This window comes from Metabacillus endolithicus (assembly GCF_023078335.1).
Taxonomy (GTDB): domain Bacteria; phylum Bacillota; class Bacilli; order Bacillales; family Bacillaceae; genus Metabacillus; species Metabacillus endolithicus.
This window is the reverse complement of the sequence record NZ_CP095550.1, coordinates 1,508,844-1,532,708: the sequence shown is the minus strand read 5'-3', so window position 1 is coordinate 1,532,708 and position 23,865 is coordinate 1,508,844. Positions and strand designations below refer to the sequence as shown.

Annotated in this window: 24 protein-coding genes, 1 pseudogene and 1 riboswitch; of the genes and pseudogenes, 13 read left to right on the top strand and 12 right to left on the bottom strand. The window is 34.0% G+C overall.

All coding sequences use genetic code 11. From position 1 onward, the window contains the following. Positions 1-12: 12 nt before the first annotated feature. The gene (locus tag MVE64_RS08260) at positions 13-135 is read right to left on the bottom strand and encodes a cytochrome C oxidase subunit II (RefSeq protein ID WP_247345418.1); all 123 of its coding nucleotides are present in this window, start codon (positions 133-135) and stop codon (positions 13-15) included. A gap of 154 nt (positions 136-289) precedes the next feature. Continuing rightward, positions 290-607, bottom strand: a complete 318-nt coding sequence (locus tag MVE64_RS08255) for a winged helix-turn-helix transcriptional regulator (protein WP_098798204.1) — start codon at positions 605-607, stop codon at positions 290-292. 166 nt (positions 608-773) lie between these two features. On the opposite strand from MVE64_RS08255, the gene MVE64_RS08250 reads away from it, so the two are divergent. The 4 genes from MVE64_RS08250 (at position 774) to MVE64_RS08235 (ending at position 4,812) form a co-directional block, all read left to right on the top strand. Further along, positions 774-1,721, top strand: coding sequence for an aldo/keto reductase family protein (locus MVE64_RS08250; protein WP_247345415.1), 948 nt, complete (start codon positions 774-776; stop codon positions 1,719-1,721). A 13-nt stretch (positions 1,722-1,734) separates the two neighbouring features. Then, entirely contained in the window at positions 1,735-2,583 is an 849-nt protein-coding gene (locus MVE64_RS08245; RefSeq protein ID WP_247345412.1) for an NAD-dependent epimerase/dehydratase family protein, read from the top strand. Between the two features lie 131 nt (positions 2,584-2,714). Continuing rightward, positions 2,715-3,605: a 50S ribosomal protein L11 methyltransferase gene (locus MVE64_RS08240; RefSeq protein WP_247345409.1), complete on the top strand. Its 891-nt coding sequence runs from the start codon at positions 2,715-2,717 to the stop codon at positions 3,603-3,605. 277 nt (positions 3,606-3,882) lie between these two features. Next, complete coding sequence (locus MVE64_RS08235; protein WP_247345406.1) at positions 3,883-4,812, top strand: manganese-dependent inorganic pyrophosphatase; 930 nt, start codon at positions 3,883-3,885, stop codon at positions 4,810-4,812. 46 nt (positions 4,813-4,858) lie between these two features. Here MVE64_RS08235 and MVE64_RS08230 read toward each other — a convergent pair whose 3' ends face one another. Beyond that, positions 4,859-6,049, bottom strand: coding sequence for a YhgE/Pip domain-containing protein (locus MVE64_RS08230; RefSeq protein WP_247345404.1), 1,191 nt, complete (start codon positions 6,047-6,049; stop codon positions 4,859-4,861). A gap of 181 nt (positions 6,050-6,230) precedes the next feature. On the opposite strand from MVE64_RS08230, the gene MVE64_RS08225 reads away from it, so the two are divergent. From MVE64_RS08225 to MVE64_RS08210, 4 genes are all read left to right on the top strand, one after another. Beyond that, positions 6,231-6,863, top strand: a complete 633-nt coding sequence (locus MVE64_RS08225; protein WP_247345402.1) for a TetR/AcrR family transcriptional regulator — start codon at positions 6,231-6,233, stop codon at positions 6,861-6,863. Between the two features lie 155 nt (positions 6,864-7,018). Further along, positions 7,019-8,614 (top strand): histidine kinase N-terminal 7TM domain-containing diguanylate cyclase, encoded by a 1,596-nt coding sequence (locus MVE64_RS08220; protein ID WP_247345400.1) that lies wholly within the window; start codon positions 7,019-7,021, stop codon positions 8,612-8,614. Between the two features lie 208 nt (positions 8,615-8,822). Continuing rightward, positions 8,823-9,395, top strand: coding sequence for a TetR/AcrR family transcriptional regulator (locus tag MVE64_RS08215; protein WP_247345398.1), 573 nt, complete (start codon positions 8,823-8,825; stop codon positions 9,393-9,395). A gap of 132 nt (positions 9,396-9,527) precedes the next feature. After that, the gene (locus MVE64_RS08210) at positions 9,528-12,602 is read left to right on the top strand and encodes an efflux RND transporter permease subunit (protein WP_247345397.1); all 3,075 of its coding nucleotides are present in this window, start codon (positions 9,528-9,530) and stop codon (positions 12,600-12,602) included. 296 nt (positions 12,603-12,898) lie between these two features. On the opposite strand, the gene MVE64_RS08205 is transcribed toward MVE64_RS08210, so the two are convergent. The 4 genes from MVE64_RS08205 to MVE64_RS08190 all read right to left on the bottom strand — a co-directional run bounded on the left by MVE64_RS08205 (position 12,899) and on the right by MVE64_RS08190 (position 14,975). After that, entirely contained in the window at positions 12,899-13,171 is a 273-nt protein-coding gene (locus MVE64_RS08205; RefSeq protein ID WP_247345394.1) for a YkvA family protein, read from the bottom strand. Between the two features lie 27 nt (positions 13,172-13,198). Further along, positions 13,199-13,591, bottom strand: coding sequence for a sporulation protein (locus MVE64_RS08200; RefSeq protein WP_247345392.1), 393 nt, complete (start codon positions 13,589-13,591; stop codon positions 13,199-13,201). Further along, positions 13,588-13,731 carry an FbpB family small basic protein gene (locus MVE64_RS08195; protein WP_098798218.1) on the bottom strand — a complete coding sequence of 48 codons (144 nt, stop codon included), beginning with the start codon at positions 13,729-13,731 and terminating at the stop codon, positions 13,588-13,590. Before MVE64_RS08195 ends, MVE64_RS08200 begins: the two co-directional genes overlap by 4 nt. A 308-nt stretch (positions 13,732-14,039) precedes the next feature. Then, positions 14,040-14,975 carry a LysM peptidoglycan-binding domain-containing protein gene (locus MVE64_RS08190; RefSeq protein WP_247345389.1) on the bottom strand — a complete coding sequence of 312 codons (936 nt, stop codon included), beginning with the start codon at positions 14,973-14,975 and terminating at the stop codon, positions 14,040-14,042. Positions 14,976-15,293: 318 nt separating this feature from the next. On the opposite strand from MVE64_RS08190, the gene MVE64_RS08185 reads away from it, so the two are divergent. Further along, positions 15,294-15,464, top strand: a complete 171-nt coding sequence (locus MVE64_RS08185; RefSeq protein ID WP_162987447.1) for a hypothetical protein — start codon at positions 15,294-15,296, stop codon at positions 15,462-15,464. 94 nt (positions 15,465-15,558) lie between these two features. Here MVE64_RS08185 and MVE64_RS08180 read toward each other — a convergent pair whose 3' ends face one another. From MVE64_RS08180 to desA, 3 genes are all read right to left on the bottom strand, one after another. After that, a complete protein-coding gene (locus MVE64_RS08180; RefSeq protein ID WP_247345386.1) occupies positions 15,559-16,158 on the bottom strand; it encodes a response regulator transcription factor in 600 nt (199 codons plus the stop codon). Between the two features lie 12 nt (positions 16,159-16,170). Then, positions 16,171-17,289, bottom strand: coding sequence for a sensor histidine kinase (locus MVE64_RS08175; RefSeq protein ID WP_247345384.1), 1,119 nt, complete (start codon positions 17,287-17,289; stop codon positions 16,171-16,173). A 138-nt stretch (positions 17,290-17,427) separates the two neighbouring features. Continuing rightward, a complete protein-coding gene (desA, locus tag MVE64_RS08170; protein WP_247345381.1) occupies positions 17,428-18,426 on the bottom strand; it encodes a Delta(5) desaturase DesA in 999 nt (332 codons plus the stop codon). A gap of 383 nt (positions 18,427-18,809) precedes the next feature. Beyond that, a riboswitch (yybP-ykoY riboswitch) is annotated at positions 18,810-18,907 on the top strand. A gap of 104 nt (positions 18,908-19,011) precedes the next feature. Between desA and MVE64_RS08165 the strand changes: the two are divergent. The 3 genes and pseudogenes from MVE64_RS08165 to MVE64_RS08155 all read left to right on the top strand — a co-directional run bounded on the left by MVE64_RS08165 (position 19,012) and on the right by MVE64_RS08155 (position 21,484). Beyond that, positions 19,012-19,711: pseudogene (locus tag MVE64_RS08165) on the top strand (TerC family protein). Positions 19,712-20,086: 375 nt separating this feature from the next. Then, entirely contained in the window at positions 20,087-20,614 is a 528-nt protein-coding gene (locus tag MVE64_RS08160) for a hypothetical protein (RefSeq protein ID WP_247345378.1), read from the top strand. 78 nt (positions 20,615-20,692) lie between these two features. Further along, a complete protein-coding gene (locus MVE64_RS08155) occupies positions 20,693-21,484 on the top strand; it encodes a YwaF family protein (RefSeq protein WP_345740788.1) in 792 nt (263 codons plus the stop codon). Positions 21,485-21,558: 74 nt separating this feature from the next. Here MVE64_RS08155 and MVE64_RS08150 read toward each other — a convergent pair whose 3' ends face one another. Beyond that, on the bottom strand, positions 21,559-21,744 hold the full coding sequence (locus MVE64_RS08150; RefSeq protein WP_098798226.1) for a hypothetical protein: 186 nt from the start codon (positions 21,742-21,744) through the stop codon (positions 21,559-21,561). 380 nt (positions 21,745-22,124) lie between these two features. On the opposite strand from MVE64_RS08150, the gene MVE64_RS08145 reads away from it, so the two are divergent. Then, complete coding sequence (locus MVE64_RS08145; protein ID WP_247345373.1) at positions 22,125-22,979, top strand: AraC family transcriptional regulator; 855 nt, start codon at positions 22,125-22,127, stop codon at positions 22,977-22,979. Between the two features lie 50 nt (positions 22,980-23,029). On the opposite strand, the gene MVE64_RS08140 is transcribed toward MVE64_RS08145, so the two are convergent. Further along, positions 23,030-23,725 carry a 3D domain-containing protein gene (locus MVE64_RS08140; RefSeq protein WP_247345370.1) on the bottom strand — a complete coding sequence of 232 codons (696 nt, stop codon included), beginning with the start codon at positions 23,723-23,725 and terminating at the stop codon, positions 23,030-23,032. Between the last annotated feature and the right edge of the window lie 140 nt (positions 23,726-23,865).

The window sequence follows — 23,865 nt, the reverse complement described above, 5'->3', positions numbered from 1 at the left end:
AAAACCCCCTAACTATCGTGATAAATAAAAGAAATAAACACCAAACCACATGACTATAATGAAAAAACCAATGACAAAAACACTAATTAAGGTACCTCTAAGTTCATGATCTTCGTGCTTTATTTTTTTGCTCATCATAATCCCCCTTACGTTTTGCTTTTCTTAAGGTAAGGTTAAGGGATTCCAATAAAAATTGATGTGATAAATCTCACTTGAAAAATGAAAAAAGTGAACTCATATTATATTAGAGTTCACTTTGCTTAGTAGCCTATTTTATATGAAGCCTCAGTTATCCCCACTGTGCTCCCCATTTTTTCATTTCTTTTAACATTATATTTAAAGCATGGCCTTTCTCTGTTAAAGTATATTGAACTGTCACAGGTACAGTTGCAAAGGTTTCACGGGTTAGTACTTCATGACTTTCTAAATGACGAAGTGTATCTGTTAGTGCTTTTGGACTGATATTTGGGATTGCACGTTGTAGTTCACCGAATCTTCTTGTTCCATCAAAGAGTTGTTTAATAACAAGAAATGACCATTTTCCACCTATAATATTTAGTGCTTTTTCAATGGAACATTCAATATGTAACTCGTTTGCTTTCTCCATAGTATCCCCCTTATAGTTACTATAAAAAGTAAAGTAGATAACTTATTTTTTATTATATCAATAATATTTCAGTACTTGTATACCATTTTGCAACTATATATAATTTACAAATGTAAACGATACCACAAATAACATGTTCATTCATTTTGTTAAAGGAGATGTTGAGATGAAATATAGACGTTTAGGCAGATCAGGATTAAAAGTAAGTGAAGTAAGCTTAGGAAGCTGGCTTACATATGGTGCTTCTACTGAAAAAGATAAAGCAGTTAAAACGATTGAAACAGCCTATGATTTAGGAATAAATTCATTTGATACAGCAAATGTATATGCAACAGGGGAATCTGAGAAAGTTGTCGGAGAAGCACTTGGTGGGTACAGTCGTGATTCATATGTGTTAGCAACCAAAGTGTTTTGGCCGATGGGGGAAGGACCTAATGACCGTGGACTTTCTAGAAAACATGTGTTTGAACAGCTTCATGCCAGCTTGAAACGATTAAATACTGATTATGTGGACATTTATTACTGTCACCGTTATGATCCAGAAACACCTGTTGATGAAACATTAAGAACCATTGATGATTTAGTTCGCCAAGGAAAAATATTATATGCAGGTGTAAGTGAATGGACAGCTCAACAAATTCAAGAAGCAGTTGGGACTGCAGAGAAATATTTATTAGATCGCATTGTTGTAAATCAACCGAACTATAACATGTTTCACCGTTACATAGAAAAAGAAGTGATCCCGGTTAGTGAACAGCACGGAATTGGTCAAATTGTATTTTCTCCATTAGCACAAGGTGTATTAACAGGAAAATATAGTTTAAATAACCGAGCTCCAAAAGGAAGTCGTGCAACAGATCCTAACTCTAACATGTTTATGGATCAATTATTAAATGATGAAACACTTACAAAGGTTGAACAACTAGGAAATCTAGCTAAAGAGTTAGATATTAGTTTATCTCAATTAGCGATTGCATGGATTTTACGTTTACCTAATATCGCGAGTACTCTAGTTGGTGCAACAAAGCCAGAGCAAATTATTGAAAATGCAAAAGGCTCAGACGTTACATTAACAGCTGATGTGATTGCGAAAATTGAAGATATTTTAAACTAAGGTGTGTGATTTTATGAAGAAAGTTGTTGTAACAGGAGGGAGCGGCCTTCTTGGATATTCTGTTATAAAAGAATTTCTTGATCATGGATATGAAGTTGTAAATGCAGATATCAAACATCCCGAGAATCCAATTTGTAAAACAGTTATAACAGATTTGCAAAATTTAGGTGAAGTTTATGGAGTATTGGCTGGTGCAGATGCTGTTGTTCATTTGGCAGCAATTCCAGTTGCCTATTCTCACCCAAATGAAGTGACATTTCAAAATAATGTGATGTCGACCTACAATATATTAGAAGCTGCTGGATCTCTGGGAATTAAAAAAGCAGTGATTTCATCTAGTGAATCATCATATGGATTAGTTTTCCCATTAAAAGAGCTGCCGCAATATGCGCCACTTGATGAAAATCATCCACAATTACCTGAAGATAGTTATGGGTTATCAAAAATCGTAAATGAACAAACAGCCGATATGATTCACAGGCGGACTGGTATACAGGTTGTATCAATGAGGTTAGGAAATATTATTGCCCCACATATGTACGAAAACTTTCCTAGTTTTATCAATGATCCGGAACAAAGAAAAGTAATTATGTGGAGCTATATTGATGCTAGAGATGCAGCGGTTGCCTATCGATTGGCTATTGAAACAGATGGGTTAGGCTCAGTTGCGTTGAATATCGCTGCTGATGAAACGAGCATGAATATTGAAAGTCAAAAGCTTATGGACACCGTTTATCCGGGTGTTGAAATTCGTAAACAATTAAAAGGCTATGAGACATTATTTTCTAATGAAAAAGCTAAGAAGCTATTAAATTGGCAGCCACAGCATAAATGGCGTGACTATGTGAATGGTGATAAATAGTGAATGAAGGACCTAGTGCAATACTAGGTTCTTTTTTATTAGATTTGAAAACAATTTGCTATCTTAATACGATCTATATTAAACTGTGAATGGACGTTTGAGCGCATTACATATAAAGAGAGGAATCAATCATGTTACATGAATTTTCAATAAACATACCTTATAAAAATGTTCAGGAAGTTACGGATCTGCTAAATGCAGCAGGCATCTACAATTTATATTATGAATCACCGATTGAAATAATAAAGGTCCAAAACGGATATGGTTATGAGGAAAAAGAAGATCAGCATATAGACTTAAAAATCTATGCGAGTGATCTTGAGGTAGAAAACCTACCAGAATCCTATTATCCATTAATTGAATCAACGCTTACTATCTCAAGAGATGCCATTCATTATAAAACCTATGATGAAACAAATTGGGAGCAAACCTATGAATTTGAAGACATAGATCTAGGTAATGGTTGGGTTATTCAATATCCAAACTCCGAAAAACAGTATGAAGATAAACATGTGCTAAAATTCGATCCTTTGGCAGCGTTTGGAACTGGGTTACATGAAACAACTCAAGGCTGCTTACGAATGATTTTGGATAAGGACCTTACTGGGAAAAGTGTTCTTGACCTAGGAACAGGGTCTGGTATGCTTGCTATTGCAGCATCTCTAAAAGGGGCAGACAAGGTTGTGGCTGTCGATTATGAAGAAGTAGCTCGTGAATTTCATCATAACGCAGAACTGAACAATTTAACAAATGACCTTCAAGTTGTTCAAGCGGATCTTATCACTGGTGATTATCAAATAAATGATCATTATGATTTCATTATCATTAATATTGGAGCAAATGAAACAATGAGTATTATTGAAAGGCATGATTTGTTAAAAAATAGTGATACTTTCTTCATTTCGGGATTAGTTGAATGGCATATTGATCAATTAATTGACGTATTTGCCAAAGGTGGTTTTGCTATAGAAGAAAAAGCCCAGACAAATGAATGGGTATCAATTCATTTTAGTAAAGAATAAAATAAGGCCTGTAGAGAGTTGGTTGATTCTCTACAGGCTTTTATTGTTTAAGACAGATTTTATTATGGTCAGGTCAAGCTACAAGACTTCTTAAAAACGATCAAGCTGCTAGTGAAATAGTGGAAGAAGTAATCAGAGAATGGAAGGAAGCTTTAACAAAGATAGAAATGTTGAAACATTTTTGATGAAATCATTATTTTTTTCATAATTCATGGTTAAATAATCCATAGTAATTATGATATGATAGAGTATATTTTAATGTGTAAAGGAGTTCATTATGGAAAAAGTACTTGTTTTTGGTCACAAAAATCCGGATACAGATACAATCTGTTCTGCCATTGCGTATGCTGAATTAAAAAATAAAATTGGTCAAAATGCTGAGCCTGTTCGTTTAGGTGAAGTAAGCGGGGAAACTCAATATGCACTTGACTACTTTAAAAAGGAAGCTCCACGTCTTGTTGAAAAAGTAGCAGGTGAAGCAAGTGAAGTTATTTTAGTTGACCATAATGAGCGTCAACAAAGTGCTGACGATATTGATTCAGTTCGCGTACTTGAGGTTATCGACCATCACCGTATTGCAAATTTTGAAACAAGTGATCCTTTGTACTATCGTGCTGAACCGGTAGGTTGTACGGCAACAATTCTTAACAAGCTTTACAAAGAGAATGGTGTTGCAATTGAAAAAGAAACAGCAGGTTTAATGCTTTCAGCGATTATTTCTGACTCTTTATTATTTAAATCACCAACTTGCACACAAGAAGATATTGATGCTGCTAAAGAATTAGCTGAGATTGCAGGTGTTGATGCAAACACTTACGGATTAGAAATGTTAAAAGCTGGAGCAGATTTAAGTGATAAATCTGTTGAGCAATTAATTTCACTTGATGCAAAAGAATTCCAAATGGGATCTAGCAAAGTAGAAATCGCACAAGTTAATGCTGTTGATACAAATGATGTTCTTGTACATAAAGCTGAAATTGAAGCGGCTCTTTCAAACGTTGTTTCTGAAAAAGGCTTAGATTTATTCCTATTCGTTGTTACAGACATTTTAACAAATGATTCTGTAGCAGTTGCAATCGGTAATGAAACAAGCAAAGTGGAACAAGCATTTAACGTAACACTAGATAACAACCAAGCTACTCTTAAAGGTGTTGTTTCTCGTAAAAAACAAATTGTTCCTGTATTAACAGAAGCATTTACAAAATAATCCAATGATAAAGCCACATTCTTATCTAGAATGTGGCTTTTAAAAATTAGACAGCAACAGTCTTCTGTTTCTTTTCAGTTTTAGTGTTAGTTTTCTTAGCAGGCTTTAAGATAGATAATCCCATTAAGAGTAATGAGCTTAAACCAATGATTCCAAGCGTACCTACCCCTTCTTCAAAAATCTCCTTCTTGAAAAATAAGAAATCTTTAAACCCTTCTACACTAAAACGGAACGGAACCCATGAATATAACCAATCGTGAGTAATAGTAGGAAGCATTTCCGGTGCCATTGTTAGAACAGGCATCGAAAAGAAGAATAGCAAAATAATTAGTGGAGCAGCTGGGTATCCAATCCAATTTAATAATGCATTTTGTATGAAGAAAAAGCATAAACCAGTAAAGATCATTAAAAGCAACATATCGCTACTATTAGGTATCACTACATTTAAAAAATTTTCAGTTAGTAGCAAAATGATAATAGAGATACTAGTAACAAATAAAACACCTGATAGCAATTGACTACTGATTGAAGTAAGACTCCATTTTCCTCCCGTAACTTTATTAACGATTGTAAAGAGAATCATTGAGCTGAAAAAAGTTGTTAACCAAAGTAATTGAGTAAATAGTGCAGGTGTATTTCCATTTGCTGAATTTTCGCCTATAGGATTAACCTTCTCAGTAGTAACTGATATTGGGTTTGCAAGTAATTTGGCAAGATCTGAACTTATAGGTGCTTTTACCTCATCTATTCTATTAAACAATTGTTCCTGAATTTGTAGATTAAACTGGTTAGTTACTCCAGCTGTTATTTGAGCTGCCACATTTGCTCCGCTCATATTCATACCTTCATTTAAATAGGTTTTGATAACCGGCTTTGTAGGTGTATTTGTTAACAATGAATAAACATTTTTAGACAAATCCTTTGATAGGATTAACGTTCCATACACTTCTTTGTTCTTCATTTCTTCTAGTGCATCCTTTTCTGTTTCATACAAGATCCATTCAACTGAAGTACTGTCATTAACTTTAATTTGTTCACCCAATTTCTCACCAAAATTAAGTTCTTCTCCATTTGGTAGTTGTACACCATCATCCTCTAACACAATTCCAATTGGCAGCTCTTTTGGAGTGGGGTTTACAGTAGAACCCATAAATGCAAAGGTGAAGATACAGGCCAAAAGGGATATAAGACCTAAACCAATCCAAAGTAATTTGTTTGTAAAGTAAGTTCGAAACATCGGAAATTGTCCTCCTTTATAGACATACTGTTAATTAATTGACAAAATGTCGAGTATAATGCAATTATAAAAAATACCATGATTAATTCAATGATCAATAAAAGTACATTTGTTTTTTATACAACATACTTAAGGAAATAGTTAATTAATTTACAAAGTTTATATATAGGGAGAGAGGAAGATGGGAAAGAAAACAGACCTTCGGGTTATACGAACAAAAAAGTTAATAAAAGAAGCCTTATTAAAACTCATTCAGGAAAAAGGATTTGAAAACATGACCATTCAAGACATCGCGGATGAAGCACTTATTAATAGAGCAACATTTTATTTACACTATCAAGACAAATACGATTTGCTTGAGCAGGTAAGTAATACTTATTTACAGGAATTAATGGATGAAATAAATCCAGATTATCATATTCAAAATGGACGAATGGATCTGGACAGATTTCAAATTACATTAAAAAGAGTGTTTGATAACATAAAGAAAAATCGAGATTTTTATCAAGTTATGTTCGGTCCTAATGGAGTACAAGAATTTACTGCGAAAATTGAAAAGCATATTTATCATAAATTTCAACAGAAATTTCACGAAATTGTTGAGAACGTAGAATCATTGGAGGTTCCATCTGATTTTCTATTAAATTTCATAAGCTCTGCCTATATTGGAGTCACAAAATGGTGGGTGAAAGAAAATATGCATTACTCCACGGACTACATGGCTACACATCTAGCAGAAGTCATTTCAAAAGGTCCTATGTATTCAATCTGGAAGAATGTAAGAGACAATCAAAGGCCTGGTTCTTCTAAATAATAGATATTTTGTTTTAGAGTGGATAATGAAGAAAAGGTCCTAAAGGTCCTATCATATTGTTAATTGAAAGAAAATTCAAAGATATTATTATCCATTTTTAAGCATTATATGGTAACATTTAACTAGTAAACAGCATATGGTGGAGTGTAAATCACATGAATTCTCAAATCTATATATATATTGTTTTTTTGGCAGTATCTGGAGTGTTAAGTTTATTTATAGGAGTATTTGCTTTTATTCGAAGAAAAAACTTTTTTGGAAGTAAAACGTTTATACTAATTTCTTTGTTCTCTTCTATTTATACATTTGGACATGCTTTTGAGCTATCTAGTCAAAGCTTGTCGATAATTGTGTTTTGGACCTACTTTCAGTATTTAGGACTCCCATATATTGCACCTCTTAGCTTGATTTTAGTTACTCAGTATATTGGGGCAGAAAAATATATGACCAAAAAGAATGTCATAACTGCTTTTTGTATTCCAGTCTTAACAACACTAATTGTCCTGACAAATCATTTTCATCACCTTTTTTATCAAACCATTTATCTTAAACAGGGGATTGCACCATTATTAGGGTTTGTTTTAGGTCCCTGGTATATTGTTCATGGCAGTTACACATTTGCTTGTTTACTAGTTGGAGGTATTTTGTTACTTCATTATTGGAAGCAAACAAAGTCAACATATTGGAAACAAACATTAGTCATGCTCCTTGGATTGTATTTACCAATGATTGCTTCATTTCTTTACCTAATCGGACTTGTTCCTTTTAGTATTGACCCAGTTCCAGTTGTATTAAGTGTTACATCAGCATTATATATTTGGGCATTTTTATCTACTAATTTATTTGATTTAGCACCTATCGCAAGGGGCCTTATTTTTGATAGTATGCGTGATGGTGTAGTTGTTTTGGATCAATCAAAACGAATTATTGATTTTAATTATGCTGCTACTAGTTTAATAAAAAAGTTAGATAATACTATGATAGGCAAGAAAATGGAGTTGCTATGGGAAAATAATCATGATTCTTCAGCCTTTCCGTTTCCTGAACTAGATTCGATGGATCATGAATCAGAATTTGAATTAGAATGGCATGAGAGAAATCATTATTATCAATTACGTTCATCTCCAATTAAGAAAAAAAGCGGAGATGTTGTAGGAAATACAATCGTTATTCTAGATGTTACAGAGCAACGACGATTACAAAATAGACTTGAGCGTCTGGCATACATTGATCAATTAACAAACATATTAAATCGATCTGCATTTCTTGAAGAAAGCATAAAATTAGTAGAAGAAATGAGAAAAAAGGATCAAACAGTCGTTTTAATTCTTTTTGATATTGACCATTTTAAACAAATTAACGACACTTATGGACATCATATAGGAGACGAAGCAATTCGACATGTTGTTCGTATTTGTAAGCAATTGTTGCAGCCTAATGATTTATTTGGACGTTATGGTGGAGAAGAATTTGTGTTATGTTTACCTTCTATGACATTGGAAGAAGCTGGAGAGTATGCAGACATGATGAGAAAAAGTATTGAAAATGAACCACTTGTTATAAATAATGAAATCATACCTATTACAGCAAGCTTCGGGGTCGCGAAAGTGATCGAAGAAAATATGATGACAGATGCACTGAATTCAGCTGATAATGCGCTTTATGCCTCCAAGCGTACTGGCAGAAATAGCGTCTATATTGAAAATGGAAAACTTATTGATTATAAAACAAGAAATGCAGCACATGTATAATATGTATAAAAAGAAAACTTCGATTTTTAGCATGATGGTTTAGGTGCGAGGGAGATAATAAAATCTGAAAAGGTAAGCACTAGTAGGCTTATCTTTTTGATTTTATTTGAAAATTTTCACAGAAATAAAAAGCACATTCAAAATTGACGATTTTTAAAAGACCTTATATATTTATAATGACCAACCGGTTCTGAATGGAGGGTATGTATTGACACGTGGGCAAGATCAGAAAGATAAAATAGTAGATGCTGCTATGCAAATATTCGGTAAAAAGGGGTTTTATGATACAAAGATGCTGGATATTGCTGAAAAAGCAGGTGTGTCAAAAGGTACAATTTATTTGTATTTTTCATCAAAAGATGAATTATATATAGAAACACATGAAAGAAATTTTCAGCGATATATAGATATGATTGAAGCAAAGGTAAACACCTTTTCTTCTTTTAAAGAAAAATTAATTTGTATTGCTGAGGAACAACTTGCCGTATTTTATAGAGATAAGCATACTCCTAATAAATATTTGCAGGCATATAATAATAATCCTAAGATGATAAAAACTTTACATGATTTTTTAGATAATTATCATCAATACGTCACTTCTGTTATGGAAAAAGAAAACATTCTTAATGCAAGTGATCATGCGAAAGCTTTTATTGGTATGCTTGAAAACTATAAAAGAGATATCTTTTTTAACAAAGACTTTGATTATTCAATGTTACTGAAGACAGTCTTATTTGTAGTAGATCTTTTTTTAAAAGGATGTCAAAGGAACAATTCATAAACGTTCCTTACCTTATTTTCTGAGTACCCACTGGTCAGTGGAAATATTTATTTAATGGGTCTTTATGTAATATTAGAGTACCCATTGGTCATAAAATCATTGATATTTCAAAAAAAGAAAAGGAGATTACGAATGTTCAATTCATTAATTAAGAGACCAAAAGTTACCCTTACTTTTATCGTGCTTTTTATACTGGTAGGAGCACTAACAGCCTTGCAGCTGCCAAAGCGTGAAATTCCTGAAATATCAGTAAATGTGGCTACAATTACAACAATCTTTCCTGGTGCTGAGCCAGAACTTGTTGAAAGAACAGTTACGAATCCTTTAGAAGAAGAACTCGAGGGTATTAAAGGGATAGCAGAATTTTCATCTGTATCCGGAGCTGGAGTTTCTACTATTGTTCTTGAATTATCAGATAATGAAGACCGTAATCAAGTATTATCACAAGTAAGGCAGGCTGTATCAGACACTAGCCAAACATTCCCTGAAAATGTGTTGAAGTCAGAAGTTAATTCGGATATTCAAACAGGCACTCTTTCTTCCTATCATTTACTAAGTGATGACAGAGAACTATTACAGAACCAGAGAGAATTGTTACTTGGATGGCAGAAAGAATTGGAAAAAATTGAAGGAGTTCGAAAGGTATCATTTAAAGGGATTGTCGAAGATGAATACATGTTAACCCTTGATCAAGATAAGCTAGGTGATTATTCCCTTATCTTCCCTGATGTCATAAACGCCATAAATAATGAACTTGAGATTACACCTTTAGGCAGTAAAGAAATAAATGGTGAAAACAAGCAATTGTTGTTGGAGCATATTAAGACGGTTGAAGAGGTAGAAAAGATCTTTTTAAAGGTAGATGAAAAAGGTAACGACATTTTGATAGGTGATGTAGGCGAACTTAAGTTAGTTCCTTCAGAAAAACCTAAAATCGTTAACTATAATAACACACCTGCTGTTTCAATGACGGTACTGCAGGAAGAGGGAGTGGACATTCCCTCTCTTCATGAAACGGTTGATGAAAAGGTCAAAAAACTAGCAAATGATTTGCCCGAAAATATTACATTGGACACTTATTACACTCAAAATACGATTGTCGGAAAAATTTTCAAGGATTTAGGTCTTTCTTTTCTAATTTCGATTGCAGTGGTAGTGCTAGTAACTCTTTTAGGATTAAATGTTAGTTCTGCTTTTCTTGTTGCGATTGCAATACCTGCTTCAATTGCACTAGGGCTAATACCTTTGCCGTATATGAATGTTGATTTAAATCAAATTTCGATTATCGGAATGATTATTGCACTAGGAATTCTTGTTGATGATGCCATTGTTGTTAACGACAACATAAGAAGAAGATACAAACTAGGTGATGGTCCTTTACAAGGAGCTCTACAGGGAACGAAAGAAGTGAGAGTTTCTGTTATCACCTCAACCTTAGCGATCGTTTTCACTTTCTTGCCTTTAACTTTTATTGGTGGATCAAATGGAGCATTTATACGCGCGTTACCTTCTGTATTAATTACAACGATCATTGGATCAACGATTATTGCTTTAACACTTGTGCCGATCTTTTTAATGTGGAATCAGAAACGCTTAGTTAAGAAAGCAACTATTAAAAAGCAGAAAGATGGTTTATTAGGAAAACCGCTAGAAGGTCTTGCAGCTTTTTATAGCAACAAGATCTTAAAGAAAGTTGTCAAATATCCGATGAGAATTGGGTTAACCGTATTAGTGTTTTGTACCTTCGTTTATGGGTTAGTTCCATTTATTCCTGTTGTGTTTTTCCCTAGTGCAGATCGTGAAGAAGTAACAGTTACTGTTACATTGCCACCGGAAAAAACAATTGAACAAACAGAAGATTTTCTGGAAGAAATGCAAGAGTATATGAAAAAAGAAGATTCAGCGATTTATGAAAGTACAATATTTGCCGGGACTGGTGAACCAGGGATGTTTGGAAGTGTTATTTCGAATCCAGGTGAAAATAATGGGCAAATTGTCCTTAGAGTCGATAAAGAGTCACAATCAGCAGCAGAAACGATCGATAAATGGCAGGATTCTTTAAGAGAGAGGTACCCAGAAGCAATCATTTCAATGGCGACGATTGAGGCCGGTCCACCTGTTGGCGCACCAATTGCTATTACTGTATCGGGTAGTGATATCAAAGAACTTACCGATACTGTTGACGAAATGAAAGGGAAAATCTCAAAAATAGATGGAAGTGGAGCAGTCATTGATGATGTTGGTCAATCACGTCCAACAATTGTTTACGAACCAATTCGTAATAAAATGCAAGAGCATGGAATTACATCTAATGAGATTAGCCAACAGATTAGATTAATAACAGACGGAGTTCCAATGGGAAGTTATGATGATGGGACAACAAGCCGTGATTTCACTATAAAGGTTTCAGGTAATCGTGATGAAAGTGATATAAACCTAGAGGAAATAAGATTACCTTCCAACACGATGTCACAGCAAGGACCACCTGTTCTTGTACCTTTATCCGAGCTTGTAGCTGTAGAGGAAGGTCAAGAAATTCAATCTGTTCCACATAGTAACGGAGAAAGAACCATTACCATTCGAACATATCCAACTGACGACAAAAAATCAGATGTAGAATCTGAAATTAAGACGTTAGCGGAACAATATACGTCAGATTCAATTAATGTTTCTGTAGGTGGGGAGTCTTCGGCTCGTTCCGATTTCTTTGTAGAAGTAGGAAAGCTATTTATTATTGTTGTGTTCCTTATTTATATTTTAATGGTTGTTCAATTCAACTCACTAAGAATTCCGTTGCTGATTATGAGTTCTGTTTATCTTGCAATTTCAGGAGCGGTTATAGGTTTATTCCTTACTCAAACAGGCTTAGGCTTTATGGCGATGATGGGAATTGTCTCCTTAGCAGGAATAGTTGTTAGAAATGCAACGGTGTTTATTGAGTTTATGGAGCAAAGACTTCAAGAAGGTGCTACTTTACTGGAGGCTGTAGTTGAGTCAGGTGAAGCAAGATTAAGACCTGTAGTCTTAACAGCAGTTACATCTATGGGTGCTTTATTACCAATTGCATTTAGTGGAGATGTATTATTTACCCCACTAGCCATTTCAATTATTTCAGGTATTTTCTTTTCGACCATTTTCACATTGCTTTTTGTTCCAGCCTTTTATACTGTGATAAAAAGGAAGAAAGTTAAGCAAATACAAGAATAAAAATGAAGCCTACACAGTAGTTGTGTAGGCTTCATTTTTTTATAAGGATTAAGATGCCCGAGAAAAGTTCGTTCCATTGCGCTGCAGTCACTTGCTTTCCGCGGGGCGTGCGCTGAGCCTCCTCGGCTTTGCCTGCGGGGTCTCACCTGTCCCGCTGCTCCCGCAGGAGTCAAGTGTCTTCCGCTCCATTGCACTATCGTTTTATTATTCGTTAACATTAACAATCTTAGGAAGAACATTATTAATGAAATAACCACACTCATGGTTCATATTGTATTAAACAAATTGGTGAGTGTTTATAAATTATATTTCTCCTTAAGTGATTCAGGTGCCATCTTAATTAATCGTTCTAAAACGAATGTAGCAATGACAACATCGTCGACAATCCCTAGAACAGAGAGGAAGTCAGGAATTAGATCGAATGGAAACATGGCGTAGGCTACGATGAATAAAAGACCAATTACTTTTTTAGATGTTTCAACCTGTTTAGATAGAAAGAACTCTTTTAAAAAAGGGAGAAATCTCCAAAAAGTAAAGATAAATTTTATTCGTTTTATAATTTTGAACATTTAAGCTTTCCTTTCTGCTTATCAATCTTATGATATTACCTGTATGATATCTTGATCTTTACTTTCTACACCTTCATTAAAAGTAAGTCTTGTTTTAAAGCGATAAGAAATGTGCTCACTAGATACAGGAATATTTTCTGGCAACTTAAATGTAAATGAAATTTTGCTAGCTTCTTCTGATCGGAGAAGCTTTGTTGATAAGATAGTCGCAGTATCAATCACTTTTTCAGTTTTTGTCGTAGCATCAATTAATACTAGATCACTATCAATTCTTCTTAATTGCTGTTCAATAGTTCCACCTTTAACATGAAAGTAACCGTTGATAAGTTCTCCGCGTTTATACGTTTCCTTAGGTAAGATAAGATCAATTATCGCAGATCCTACACCTAAAAGTGACATATATTTCCTCAATAGCATCATTTATCTCCTCCTGTTTGTTTGCTTTGTGATAAATACTTTTGATCAATGCGTTTTTCAATTCTATCCATTTGCGTTTTATCTTTAAGAAGTTCTTCTTTGTTTTTTCTAATCAAATCTTCCATTGATACTTTTTTTACCATAATGGTAATCTCCTTTTTTACGTTTCCTATAGGTAGTTAAATAAAAAGACCTTTACCGTAGATGGTAAAGGTCTCAAAAAACACATAAAGACCTTTACTTAACAGTAAAGGTCTTGCTAACAACGAAAAGGTTGCCAACGAAGCCGAGAGTTAGAAACTCTGTAATGACGACTTTGTTGTAAAAGCTACTCCCCTTTAGGAGAACGTTTTTATTTACTTGAGATAATAGTAAAATATTTTTTTATTATAGTCAATAGATGGTTAATAAATTTATAGAAAATTTATTAACTAAGAGTAACAGGAGATGATTATTTAACTGATGTGGTTTGGAGGATCTTGATCATCTTAGGAATAATTGCTTCAGATTCTTCTTTATTTAGGTAGTGAATGGTGAACCTTATGAATACCCCGTTAATCTCTTTTACAACAATTGTTGTTTGAGTATTGTTGTTATATCCATGTAAATAAAGCAAAGCATCATGATAAAAAGGATGTGAAGTGGCTTTTGGATCATGCTCAGTTACTTTGTTTCCATTAAGATACATCATGGAATTAGTCTTAATTTCTTCTAAGTTAACATTGCTATCTAAGACCTCAAGTCTAGAAAAATATTCTTCTTTACTAGTAGATTGTAAGATGAATTTTCGCGGCTCTTCTGCGTCAAATGTAAATCCTTTTGTTGGTCTGACATTCACTTCCTTTTTAGACGCATCATAACTATTGGGTGAGCTTGCATCCTTTTTAGCGTATGCAACATTAAGTGTTTGACCAACCTTGATCCAGTTAGAGGTTAGGTAGTTAATTGACTTTAACTCACTAACAGTTAAACCGTAATTTTTTGCGATGCTATATAGAGTATCACCTGCTTTTACAGTAACATTTGTAGGGATAACAAGTTTTTTTCCAACAATGATCGTGTTCGATGTAAGGTGGTTGATGAACTTCAATTGTGAAACAGAGGTGTTATATTTTTTTGCGAGGCTATATAAGGTATCACCTTTTTTTATCGTAATGGTTGTGGGAATTGTTAGTTTGTCTCCTAAGTAGATCGTTGAAGAAGAAAGGTTGTTTAGTTGTTTTAATTGTGCAACTGTTAGTTCATGTTTTTTAGCAAGGCTATATAAAGTATCACCTTTTTTTATTTCATATGTTGTTGAAGCACCAGCTGAACTAGCTCCAAACACTCCACTTATCCCTAGTGTTAATATAGCTACTTTAATGAGATTATACTTATGTTTTTTCATGATGTTTCCTCCCGGTAATGATATCTAACACGAAAAACGTTTCCGTATTACTACATATGACGGAATGAAAGCAGAATAGTTGCGTATGGAAAAGCCTAATTTTGATTTATAAAAAAATGTACTAAAAGCCTCAAGAGTTCCTATAAGACTTTTTAGTTCTAAAGGGTTATAATTGTGAATATAATAAATCTCACTATTAGAGAAGGTATTATCGTTTGTTTTACTTATTATTTCACTTTGTTGAAACACATGTACTCGTTTCACACAACCCTATCCAATATTAAAAAACTAATAATATAGTAGAAAGGTGTGTAATAAATGGAAGCAAATATGAAAAATCCAATTTCTGTTGATTCAACAATATCTCTAAAAGGAATTGTTAAAGCAATTTTTCAAGATACAGTTCATGTTCAGATAGGTGGAAAAATTATTACAATGCCTATTAAAGATTTTCATCTTTTAAAAGGTGAAACGAATAAAAGCGAATAAATAGATGTCTTTGGTTCAGGTATACTCATCATGTGCACCTGAGTTTAACCAAAAAAGAGGTCACCTTAATCCAAAAGGAGACCTCTTTTTTATATTATTTAAACCAACCTTTTTCTTTTGATTGTGTAATGGCTTCAATTCTATTTTTTACATCAAGCTTTTCTAGGATAGTGGATATATAGTTTCGTACCGTCCCTGTTTTAATACTAAGCTGATCGGCAATTTCTTTTGTATTCATACCATCTGCGACTAAGCCTAGTACTTCCTTTTCGCGCTCAGTTAAGGGGTTTTCTTCACTATATACGTCGTCCATTAGTTCAGGTGCATATATTCGTCGACCCGACATAATGCTTCTTATCGAATTTGCCAACTCGTCACTGGGACTATCCTTTAGAAGGTATCCTTTGACACCAGCTTTAATGGCTCTTTGAAAATAACCTGAACGGGCAAAGGTTGTAAGGATGATCACTTTACAATCACTGTTCACAATCTTTTCTGCAGCTTCAAGGCCAGTCATTTTAGGCATTTCAATATCCATTATACATATATCAGGACTGTGTTTGTGAACGAGTGCAAGGGCATCCTCTCCATTATTAGCCTTGCCAACAACTTCCATATCGTCCTCCAAGTTAAGAAGTGAACCTAAGGCACCTAAAAGCATTTGTTGATCTTCAGCAATCACAATTCGTATCATAGCAAGCCCCTCCTAATCTATCTGTTTTACAACATTAGGTACTCTAATCGTTAATGATGTACCTTTTTCGTTTTTTATTTCTAGATTTCCATTAACAAAATCGAGGCGTTCCCTCATTCCGGAAAGGCCGTTCCCTTTTACGAATGTAAGGTCTTCAAAACCGATTCCATCATCCTTGATAGTCATGATTAATTCGGTCGAATTTTGTTCAAGAGAAAGATAACAATTAGAGGCCTTACTATGTCTGACAACATTTGTAACAGCTTCTTTTAAGCACATACTTAAGATATTTTCGGTTAACAACGGGACATTTGATAAGACCATTTCTTGGTCACATACTAAATTAATTTGAGCTGCTTTTAATATTTGCTTAACATGTACCATTTCCTCTTTTATACGAATACCTCTCATTTGAGAAACCATTTTTCTTACTTCATTTAATGCTGTTCTAGCTGTTTGTTGAATTTCTTTCATTTCATTTTTTGCCTGCTCAGGATCTTTATAAAGAATTTTTCGCGCTAAGTCACTCTTAAGACCAATCATTGATAGCTTTTGACCTAATGTGTCATGAAGGTCACGGGCAATTCGTTGACGTTCTTCAAGTATGACTAATTCAGATATTCGTTTATTAGCATCTTCGAGCTTTTCTTGGAGCTGATCACGTTGTTTACGATTATAAATACTAAATGGAAGAAAGATGACACTAAGAGAGCTAATAATCACGAAGGGAGCCTGGCGTAATAGCAACTGCTCATGTAAAACGATACTAAAGTTTATGGCAACGGCTGTACTGACTAAATGAATAATGTATAGTGTTAAAAAAGCAGGTCGGTCCTTTATATTTCCAATGAAATATGCAATATAAAAAGAAAAATAAAAATAATTAAATAGATAAGTTGATGTAAATGATATCCCAATCAGAATAAGTGTTAAAACATAAATTCTCCAGCTTTTAGCAAGAAATGCGTAACGAAGTGTAATGAAAAACGATACAGTAAGGATTATGCCTGTAATGATTTCCGCCGAAGAGGATGATTGGAAAATAAAATAAAAAGGTAAAATGCTTAAAAAAGCCCAAATATATGGGGAGATCCCATTGCTTTTTTGAAAAATGTTAACTCTTTTTTTCATGCTAGAACCTACTTTAATTAAGATGAAATTACATCATATTTTAACATATATTTACTTAAAACTTTAAGAGGATGACAGAAATTAGTACGTTTCATTCCCGACAGTTTGTACTAACACGTCATCCTCTAAAGGAGAATATTACTTTTGTAATTTTGACAAATAGTTAAAACCAACAAACCTCTTATTCTGTGCGTCCCAAAGACGGAACTTTAACGACTTTAAGCTTGTTGCTAGTGTAATTGTTGGAACGTTTTGTAATGGTTCTGTATTATTGTGTACGGCTTCTAATTTATAGTTTGGTACTCTTGGACTTAAATGGTGAACATGATGATAACCAATGTTACCGGAAAGCCATTGTAACAGTTTTGGTAGCTTATAATACGAGCTGCCTTCCACAGCTGCCATAACGTATTCCCACTCTTCATTCTTTTCAAAGTAAGAATCCTCAAACGTATGCTGTACATAAAATAGCCAGATTCCTAATGAGCCTGAAATTAAAAAGATAGGCAACTGTACTAATAAAAACGGGATCACTCCAAGCATCCAGCACAACAGTCCTGCAAATACAACAATTGCTATGTTAGTAAGGTACGTATTGTATCTCTCGTTGCGTCTAGCTCCTTTTTTGTTAAAACGATTTTTAATAAGAAAAACATAGATTGGTCCAAGTCCAAACATAACGATTGGATTTCGATATATACGATATTTAATTTTTTCAAATAAAGAAGAGGAAAGGTATTCATCAACTGTAAGAACCCATATATCTCCAGTACCTCGTTTGTCTAAATTCCCGCTAGTAGCATGATGGATAGAGTGGTCATGCTGCCATTGACTGTATGGGAATAAAGTAAGGATTCCTGTTATTGTTCCGAGTATTTTATTTGCATTTCTATTCTTAAAGAATGAGTAATGACAGCAATCATGGAAGATGATAAAAATTCGTACAAGAAAGCCAGCAGCAATAATGGTAAAAGCTAATGTAAGTAGATAGGAAATCGCTAAGCTTTGATAGGCAAGAATCCATAGAATAATGAATGGCCCGATTGTTGTGATAAGTTGAATAATACTATCTTTCGAATTTGACTGTTCATAAGGAGCGACTTGCTTCCTTAAATTACGTTGTAATTGTTTACTCATTTTTTAATTCCCTTCTTTAAATACGTTAAAAAGACAATGTTGTCTGTAGTTAAAAAAATTGAGTGGAATGAAAAGGAAGGAACGTTGTATGTTGTCTCCCATTTCAATCAAAAGTTTTCTTTCCTTATATAAATTATAAAAATAGTTTCTTGTAATTTGTAGACATAGGTGTCATAGAGTAAGTATGACAAGTGTCATATAAGAGAAAAGGCAAGTGGGGATATATGGGAATTCCAGGTTATAATTTGGATTTTTTTTATATGAAAATTAAGTAGTATTTGATTTGACAAAATTATGGTGGTGCCTGGTCACTTAAACAAAATCATAGACACATGCCCATAAAATAAAGTATAATGGCAAATAGAAAAATCGATAGCAAAATTTCCCACCGTAAAGGGGAGTAGCGTCAGGTTTAACCTGAAATAAAGTCGTCATTACATGAACGAGGTTCATCGGCTTTATTGGCATAATGTTTGTGCTTAGCGAGACCTTTGCCACTATGGCAAAGGTCTCTTTATTTTTGTAAAAGCAATCTTTCAATCTGTTAAAATTCAAGATTGAAAACATCAGAAGGAGGTAATCAAGATGGAAATGGAATTTCTCACTGCACTTTTATCTATTATTGTGATTGATTTGGTTTTAGCTGGAGACAATGCCATTTTAATTGGACTTGCGGCAAGAAACTTGCCTAAACATCAACAGAAAAAAGTTATTTTATGGGGATCGGTAGGAGCAATAGCAATTCGAATTGTTGCGACTTTAGCAGTTGTTTGGTTGTTAGCTATCCCTGGTCTTCATTTAGTAGGTGGACTTCTATTAGTTTACATAGCTTATAAACTGCTTGTGGATGATAATGATCATGGTGATGTTAAAGCTGGAGACAGCTTTTGGGCAGCAATTCGTACTGTTATTATTGCAGATGCGTTAATGGGGGCTTGATAATGTTTTAGCTGTAGCAGGTGCATCACACGGTAACATGCTTCTAGTTGTTATTGGATTACTTATTTCTGTACCAGTTGTTATGTGGGGTAGTACGTTAATTCTTAAATGGATTGACAGATATCCAATCATCGTTACAATCGGTGCCGGTGTTCTTGCTTGGACAGCATCAAAAATGATTGTTGGTGAACATTTCTTAAGTGGATTATTTGAAAATGGCTTTGTTAAGTATGGTTTTGAAATTCTTGTTGTCGCAGCAGTAATTTTAACAGCCAAGTATGTTAAATCAACATCTGTAAAACATGAAGCTGAACAAGAAGTTCTATTGAAAACAGGATCTAATTAATTATGAAAAGAGGCAGCCTTGTTAGAATGGGGGTTGCCTCTTTTTAAATAGTAAAGTATATGTTTTGGGAATTTTATAAATTTTTCGAAAATAATGTAAATTTTTTCTATTAAAGGATATATTTAATATTTATATTTTATTGTAACCTTTTATTATATAAGTACGACTAATGTTTATTAGACTTTATGAATTAATGTATTTACTCGATAAAATAGGAAATTTATGATTATATATTTTCGTGAAATAACAGTTGATATTCTTTTATTAGAATCCTATAATACATAGGTGGAAGATCATTCAGAATATGGTAAAAATTATAAGATGAGTGATCACGATATCTATACATATGTAAGTAATTAATTGGAGGGGAATTCAATGAAAAAGTTTTGGTTTTTAATTTCAGTGTTCATGTTGTCTATTGGTTTAGCTGCATGTTCTGAAGAATCAGAGGGAACAACGAAAGAGCAAGATACAAAAGCAGGTGAAGAAGCAACTGAAGAAGGTGCTGACAAAGAACAAAATGCAAAAAGTGCAATGATGCAATTTTACATGACAGTTTCTAAAGCAATTAACGAAAATGATGCAGATCTAAATGCTTATGAAGCATCAGAAGAGCCGACTGCAGAAATGAAATCAGCAGCTGAAGCATCTGCAGCAGCAGTTGTAGAAGGACTTAATGGTGTAGAGGTACCAGAGGAACTAGCAGATCATAAAGCTGACTTAGAAGCAGCGATTAAAGATTTATCTGATTCTTATCAAGCGAAAGCAGATGAGTTGAAGAAAGACGCACCTTCATTAGATGCTGCGAATGAAACATTCACACAAGGTGATGAAAAATTCGGTAAAGTATTTGAAGCAGTTGGGTTAAATCCTTCTAGCTTAGGTACAGAGGTAAATGGGTAATGAATATAGTAGCCAGTCTCAGATTGAGGCTGGTTTTTTTGTTCAAGAAGATAAAAAAATAACTGTTTTGCTTTTGAAGTGATAACCTTCCTTCTGAAGAGATACACTAAATTAAACAACATTTCTAAGAAAGAGGTGACATGTAATGGAAGGGATTTTTTTCCGCAAACAGATCAAGCCTTTACATTATTCTCACCTGTTCATTTGGTAACTCTCTTTATCTTTATCCTACTTATAGTTTTCATTTATTTAGTAAGAAATGTTTTAAGACAAGAACCTTATAATAAAATTGCGCGTATTACTTTATTTTTTATTATGATATTTTCAGAAATCAGCCTACATATATGGTTATACTGGTTTGATTCCTGGACATATACTCACTCTTTGCCTTTGCATCTTAGTAGCATTACGATTCTATTATCTGCTGTTATGTTGTTGACCAAATCATATTCTCTATTTGAGTTTACATTCTTTGCTGGTGTTGGTAGTGCGGTTCAAGCCATGATTACACCTGATATTAGTCATTACACATTTCCTCATTATCGATATGTGCATTTTTTTGTATCACACGGAAGTACTGTGCTTGCAAATTTATTTATGGTGTTTGTTGGTGGGTTCCGTCCCCAATTTAAATCAATTTGGAAGGCCTTTATATGGTTAAATGTTTATGCAGCCTTCATCTTTGTCTTAAATTTGATTCTTGGTGGTAATTATATGTACATATCTAGAAAGCCTGTTAATCCATCTATGATTGATTATTTTGGACAATGGCCGTGGTATATCATTCCTCTAGAGTTTGTGGCACTGGGAACATTTTTTCTGTTATTTCTGCCTTTTTGGCTTGTGAAATTGATTTCTAAAATGAGATGATTACTTATGCAACATGGAATAATTCCATAGAAAAAGAGCCTGCTAATGGCTCTCTTAAAAGATTTACTCAAAAGTTACGAACGTTGGATACCTGATGTTGAGAAGCTTTTAATTAGTTTTTGAAGATTTCGGTGTCCTTCACGTAATTTAATTGTTTCTTCAATAATATGCTGGAAGCCTTCTAAATCTTTATCTGATGCATTAAGAAGTGATTTTGGAATTCCTTCTGCAAGTTGTTGTAAGGTCAAATCGTCTCTCACGAAAAATGACCACCTTTCCTTTAGTTTCTTTATCCGCTATGTTAAAACTCATTGTTCATTTTGCTTCTTCTTTGAATAAAAGAGGATAAAAATGAACGGATAAGAAGTAACAAAGCTCTTTTATAAATAAGTTTTAGAAAAGTGGAAAATTTCCTGCATATATTTATCTACATTTCTCTGCACAATCTATTAAAATATGGCGGATAAACTAGATATCTTTCAATTAACGACAGTAAAAGCCAAAAATTTGGTATAAAGCTATAACAAAAAAGGTAGTTGATAGATTTTAAGAACAAGAGAAGTTAATCTGTCATTATTGTGCAAGAAATGACAGGTAAACTAGGTTACTTCTTTGTTATTGTATGGATGAGGGGGAGCTTATGGAGAGCTTACAGAAAATAAATGATTCTATTGCATTTATTGAAAACAATTTAGCTTCACATTTGTCTATTGAAGAAACAGCAAAAATTGCCTGCATGTCCAGGTTCCATTTTCAAAGAATGTTTCAAATACTCACCGGATTTACTGTGGCCGAGTATATTCGAAAAAGAAGGTTAACATTAGCAGCACAAGAACTAATTCATTCAAATGTAAGAGTATTGGACATTGCTTTAAAATATGGCTATGAAAGTCCTGAATCCTTTTCGAAAGCATTTCGAAAAGCACATGGAATTAGTCCGACTGAAGTGAGGCACACAGGCAAAACCGTCAAAGCCTTTCCTAAGCTTTCCTTTCAAATCCAACTAAAAGGAGAAGAAGAAATGAATTATAAGATCATTCAAAGAGAAGCATTTCAGGTTGTTGGTAAAGGGATCCGGGTCTCAATGGAGAATAATAATGAAAGAATTCCATTATTTTGGAAAGAATCTAATGAGAATGGGTTTTCTGAGAAGCTTGCACAACAAGCTGGAGAAATGGGAATATTAGGAGTCTGTGCGGAAGGTAATCAACAAAAAAATGAATTTACCTATTATATAGCGGTTGAAAAAACCTCCGATAAGATATCTCCAGATTTAGAGGTCAAAGAAATACCTGCTGCAACGTGGGCTGTTTTTGAGTCTGTTGGTCCTATGCCTCACGCTATACAACATGTTTGGAAACGAATTTTTTCTGAGTGGTTTCCTGCGACAGGGTACGAGCATGCACCTGCACCTGAAATAGAGGTTTACCCTGAAGGAGATGCTTATTCAGAAGATTATCGAGCGGAAATATGGATTCCGGTTATTAAAAAATAGTAAAACAACACCCCCTTGGTACTATTACTCACCAAGGGGGTGTAAATGGTTTATTCTTCTATAATTTTCACTTCTACTTGCTGTTTTCCCCATTGTAGGGCATCTGATTCCGAGGGAATAAAAACATCAATTTTATTTCCTTTAATAGCTCCACCCGTATCTGCCGCAATCGCTGTCCCATAACCTTCAACCTCTACAGTTGATCCTAATGGAATCACATCAGGATCAACAGCTATTACCTTTTTATCAGGATTTGCATGGAGATCAATTCCCAGCTTAGTTGTACCTGAGCAGCCTTCACAATTTGCTGTATAGGCCGTAGCAGTAACAGTTAATTCTTTACTATTTTCCTTATTTGATTCTGTTTTTTTATCTTCAGAAGACGTTTGTGCTTTTTCGGTTTCTTTAATGATTAACTCGTCTCCTGGTTCAATGATGTGTGAATCAATCTTGTTCCAGTCTTCAATTTCTTCAACCTCAACATCATATTCTTCAGCAATATCCCATAATGTTTCTCCTGTTGATACTTCATGTGATTCATGAAGTTTTAATTGATCATTTGGATGAATGATATCACCAGGAAGTTTATTCCAATCTATTATATTCTCTACTTCTACTTCATTTAACTTTGCGATTTCCCATAAAGTGTCACCTTCTTTTACAGTCACCTCTTCTGCAGCTGCATGTGCTGAAAATCCAGCTGTTAGCGATGCGAAGGTAATTAAGGATAAAATCTTATTTTTCATGTTGTATAACCTCCTTGTTAGCACCTTAGCTAATCAATGAGTTCGTCTTTCCACTCATCTAGTGCATCTTTAACATAAGGTTCCACTCTAACCCCTCCTATGTTTATACTATTCATTCTCTCTACTTATTTAATGGGGGG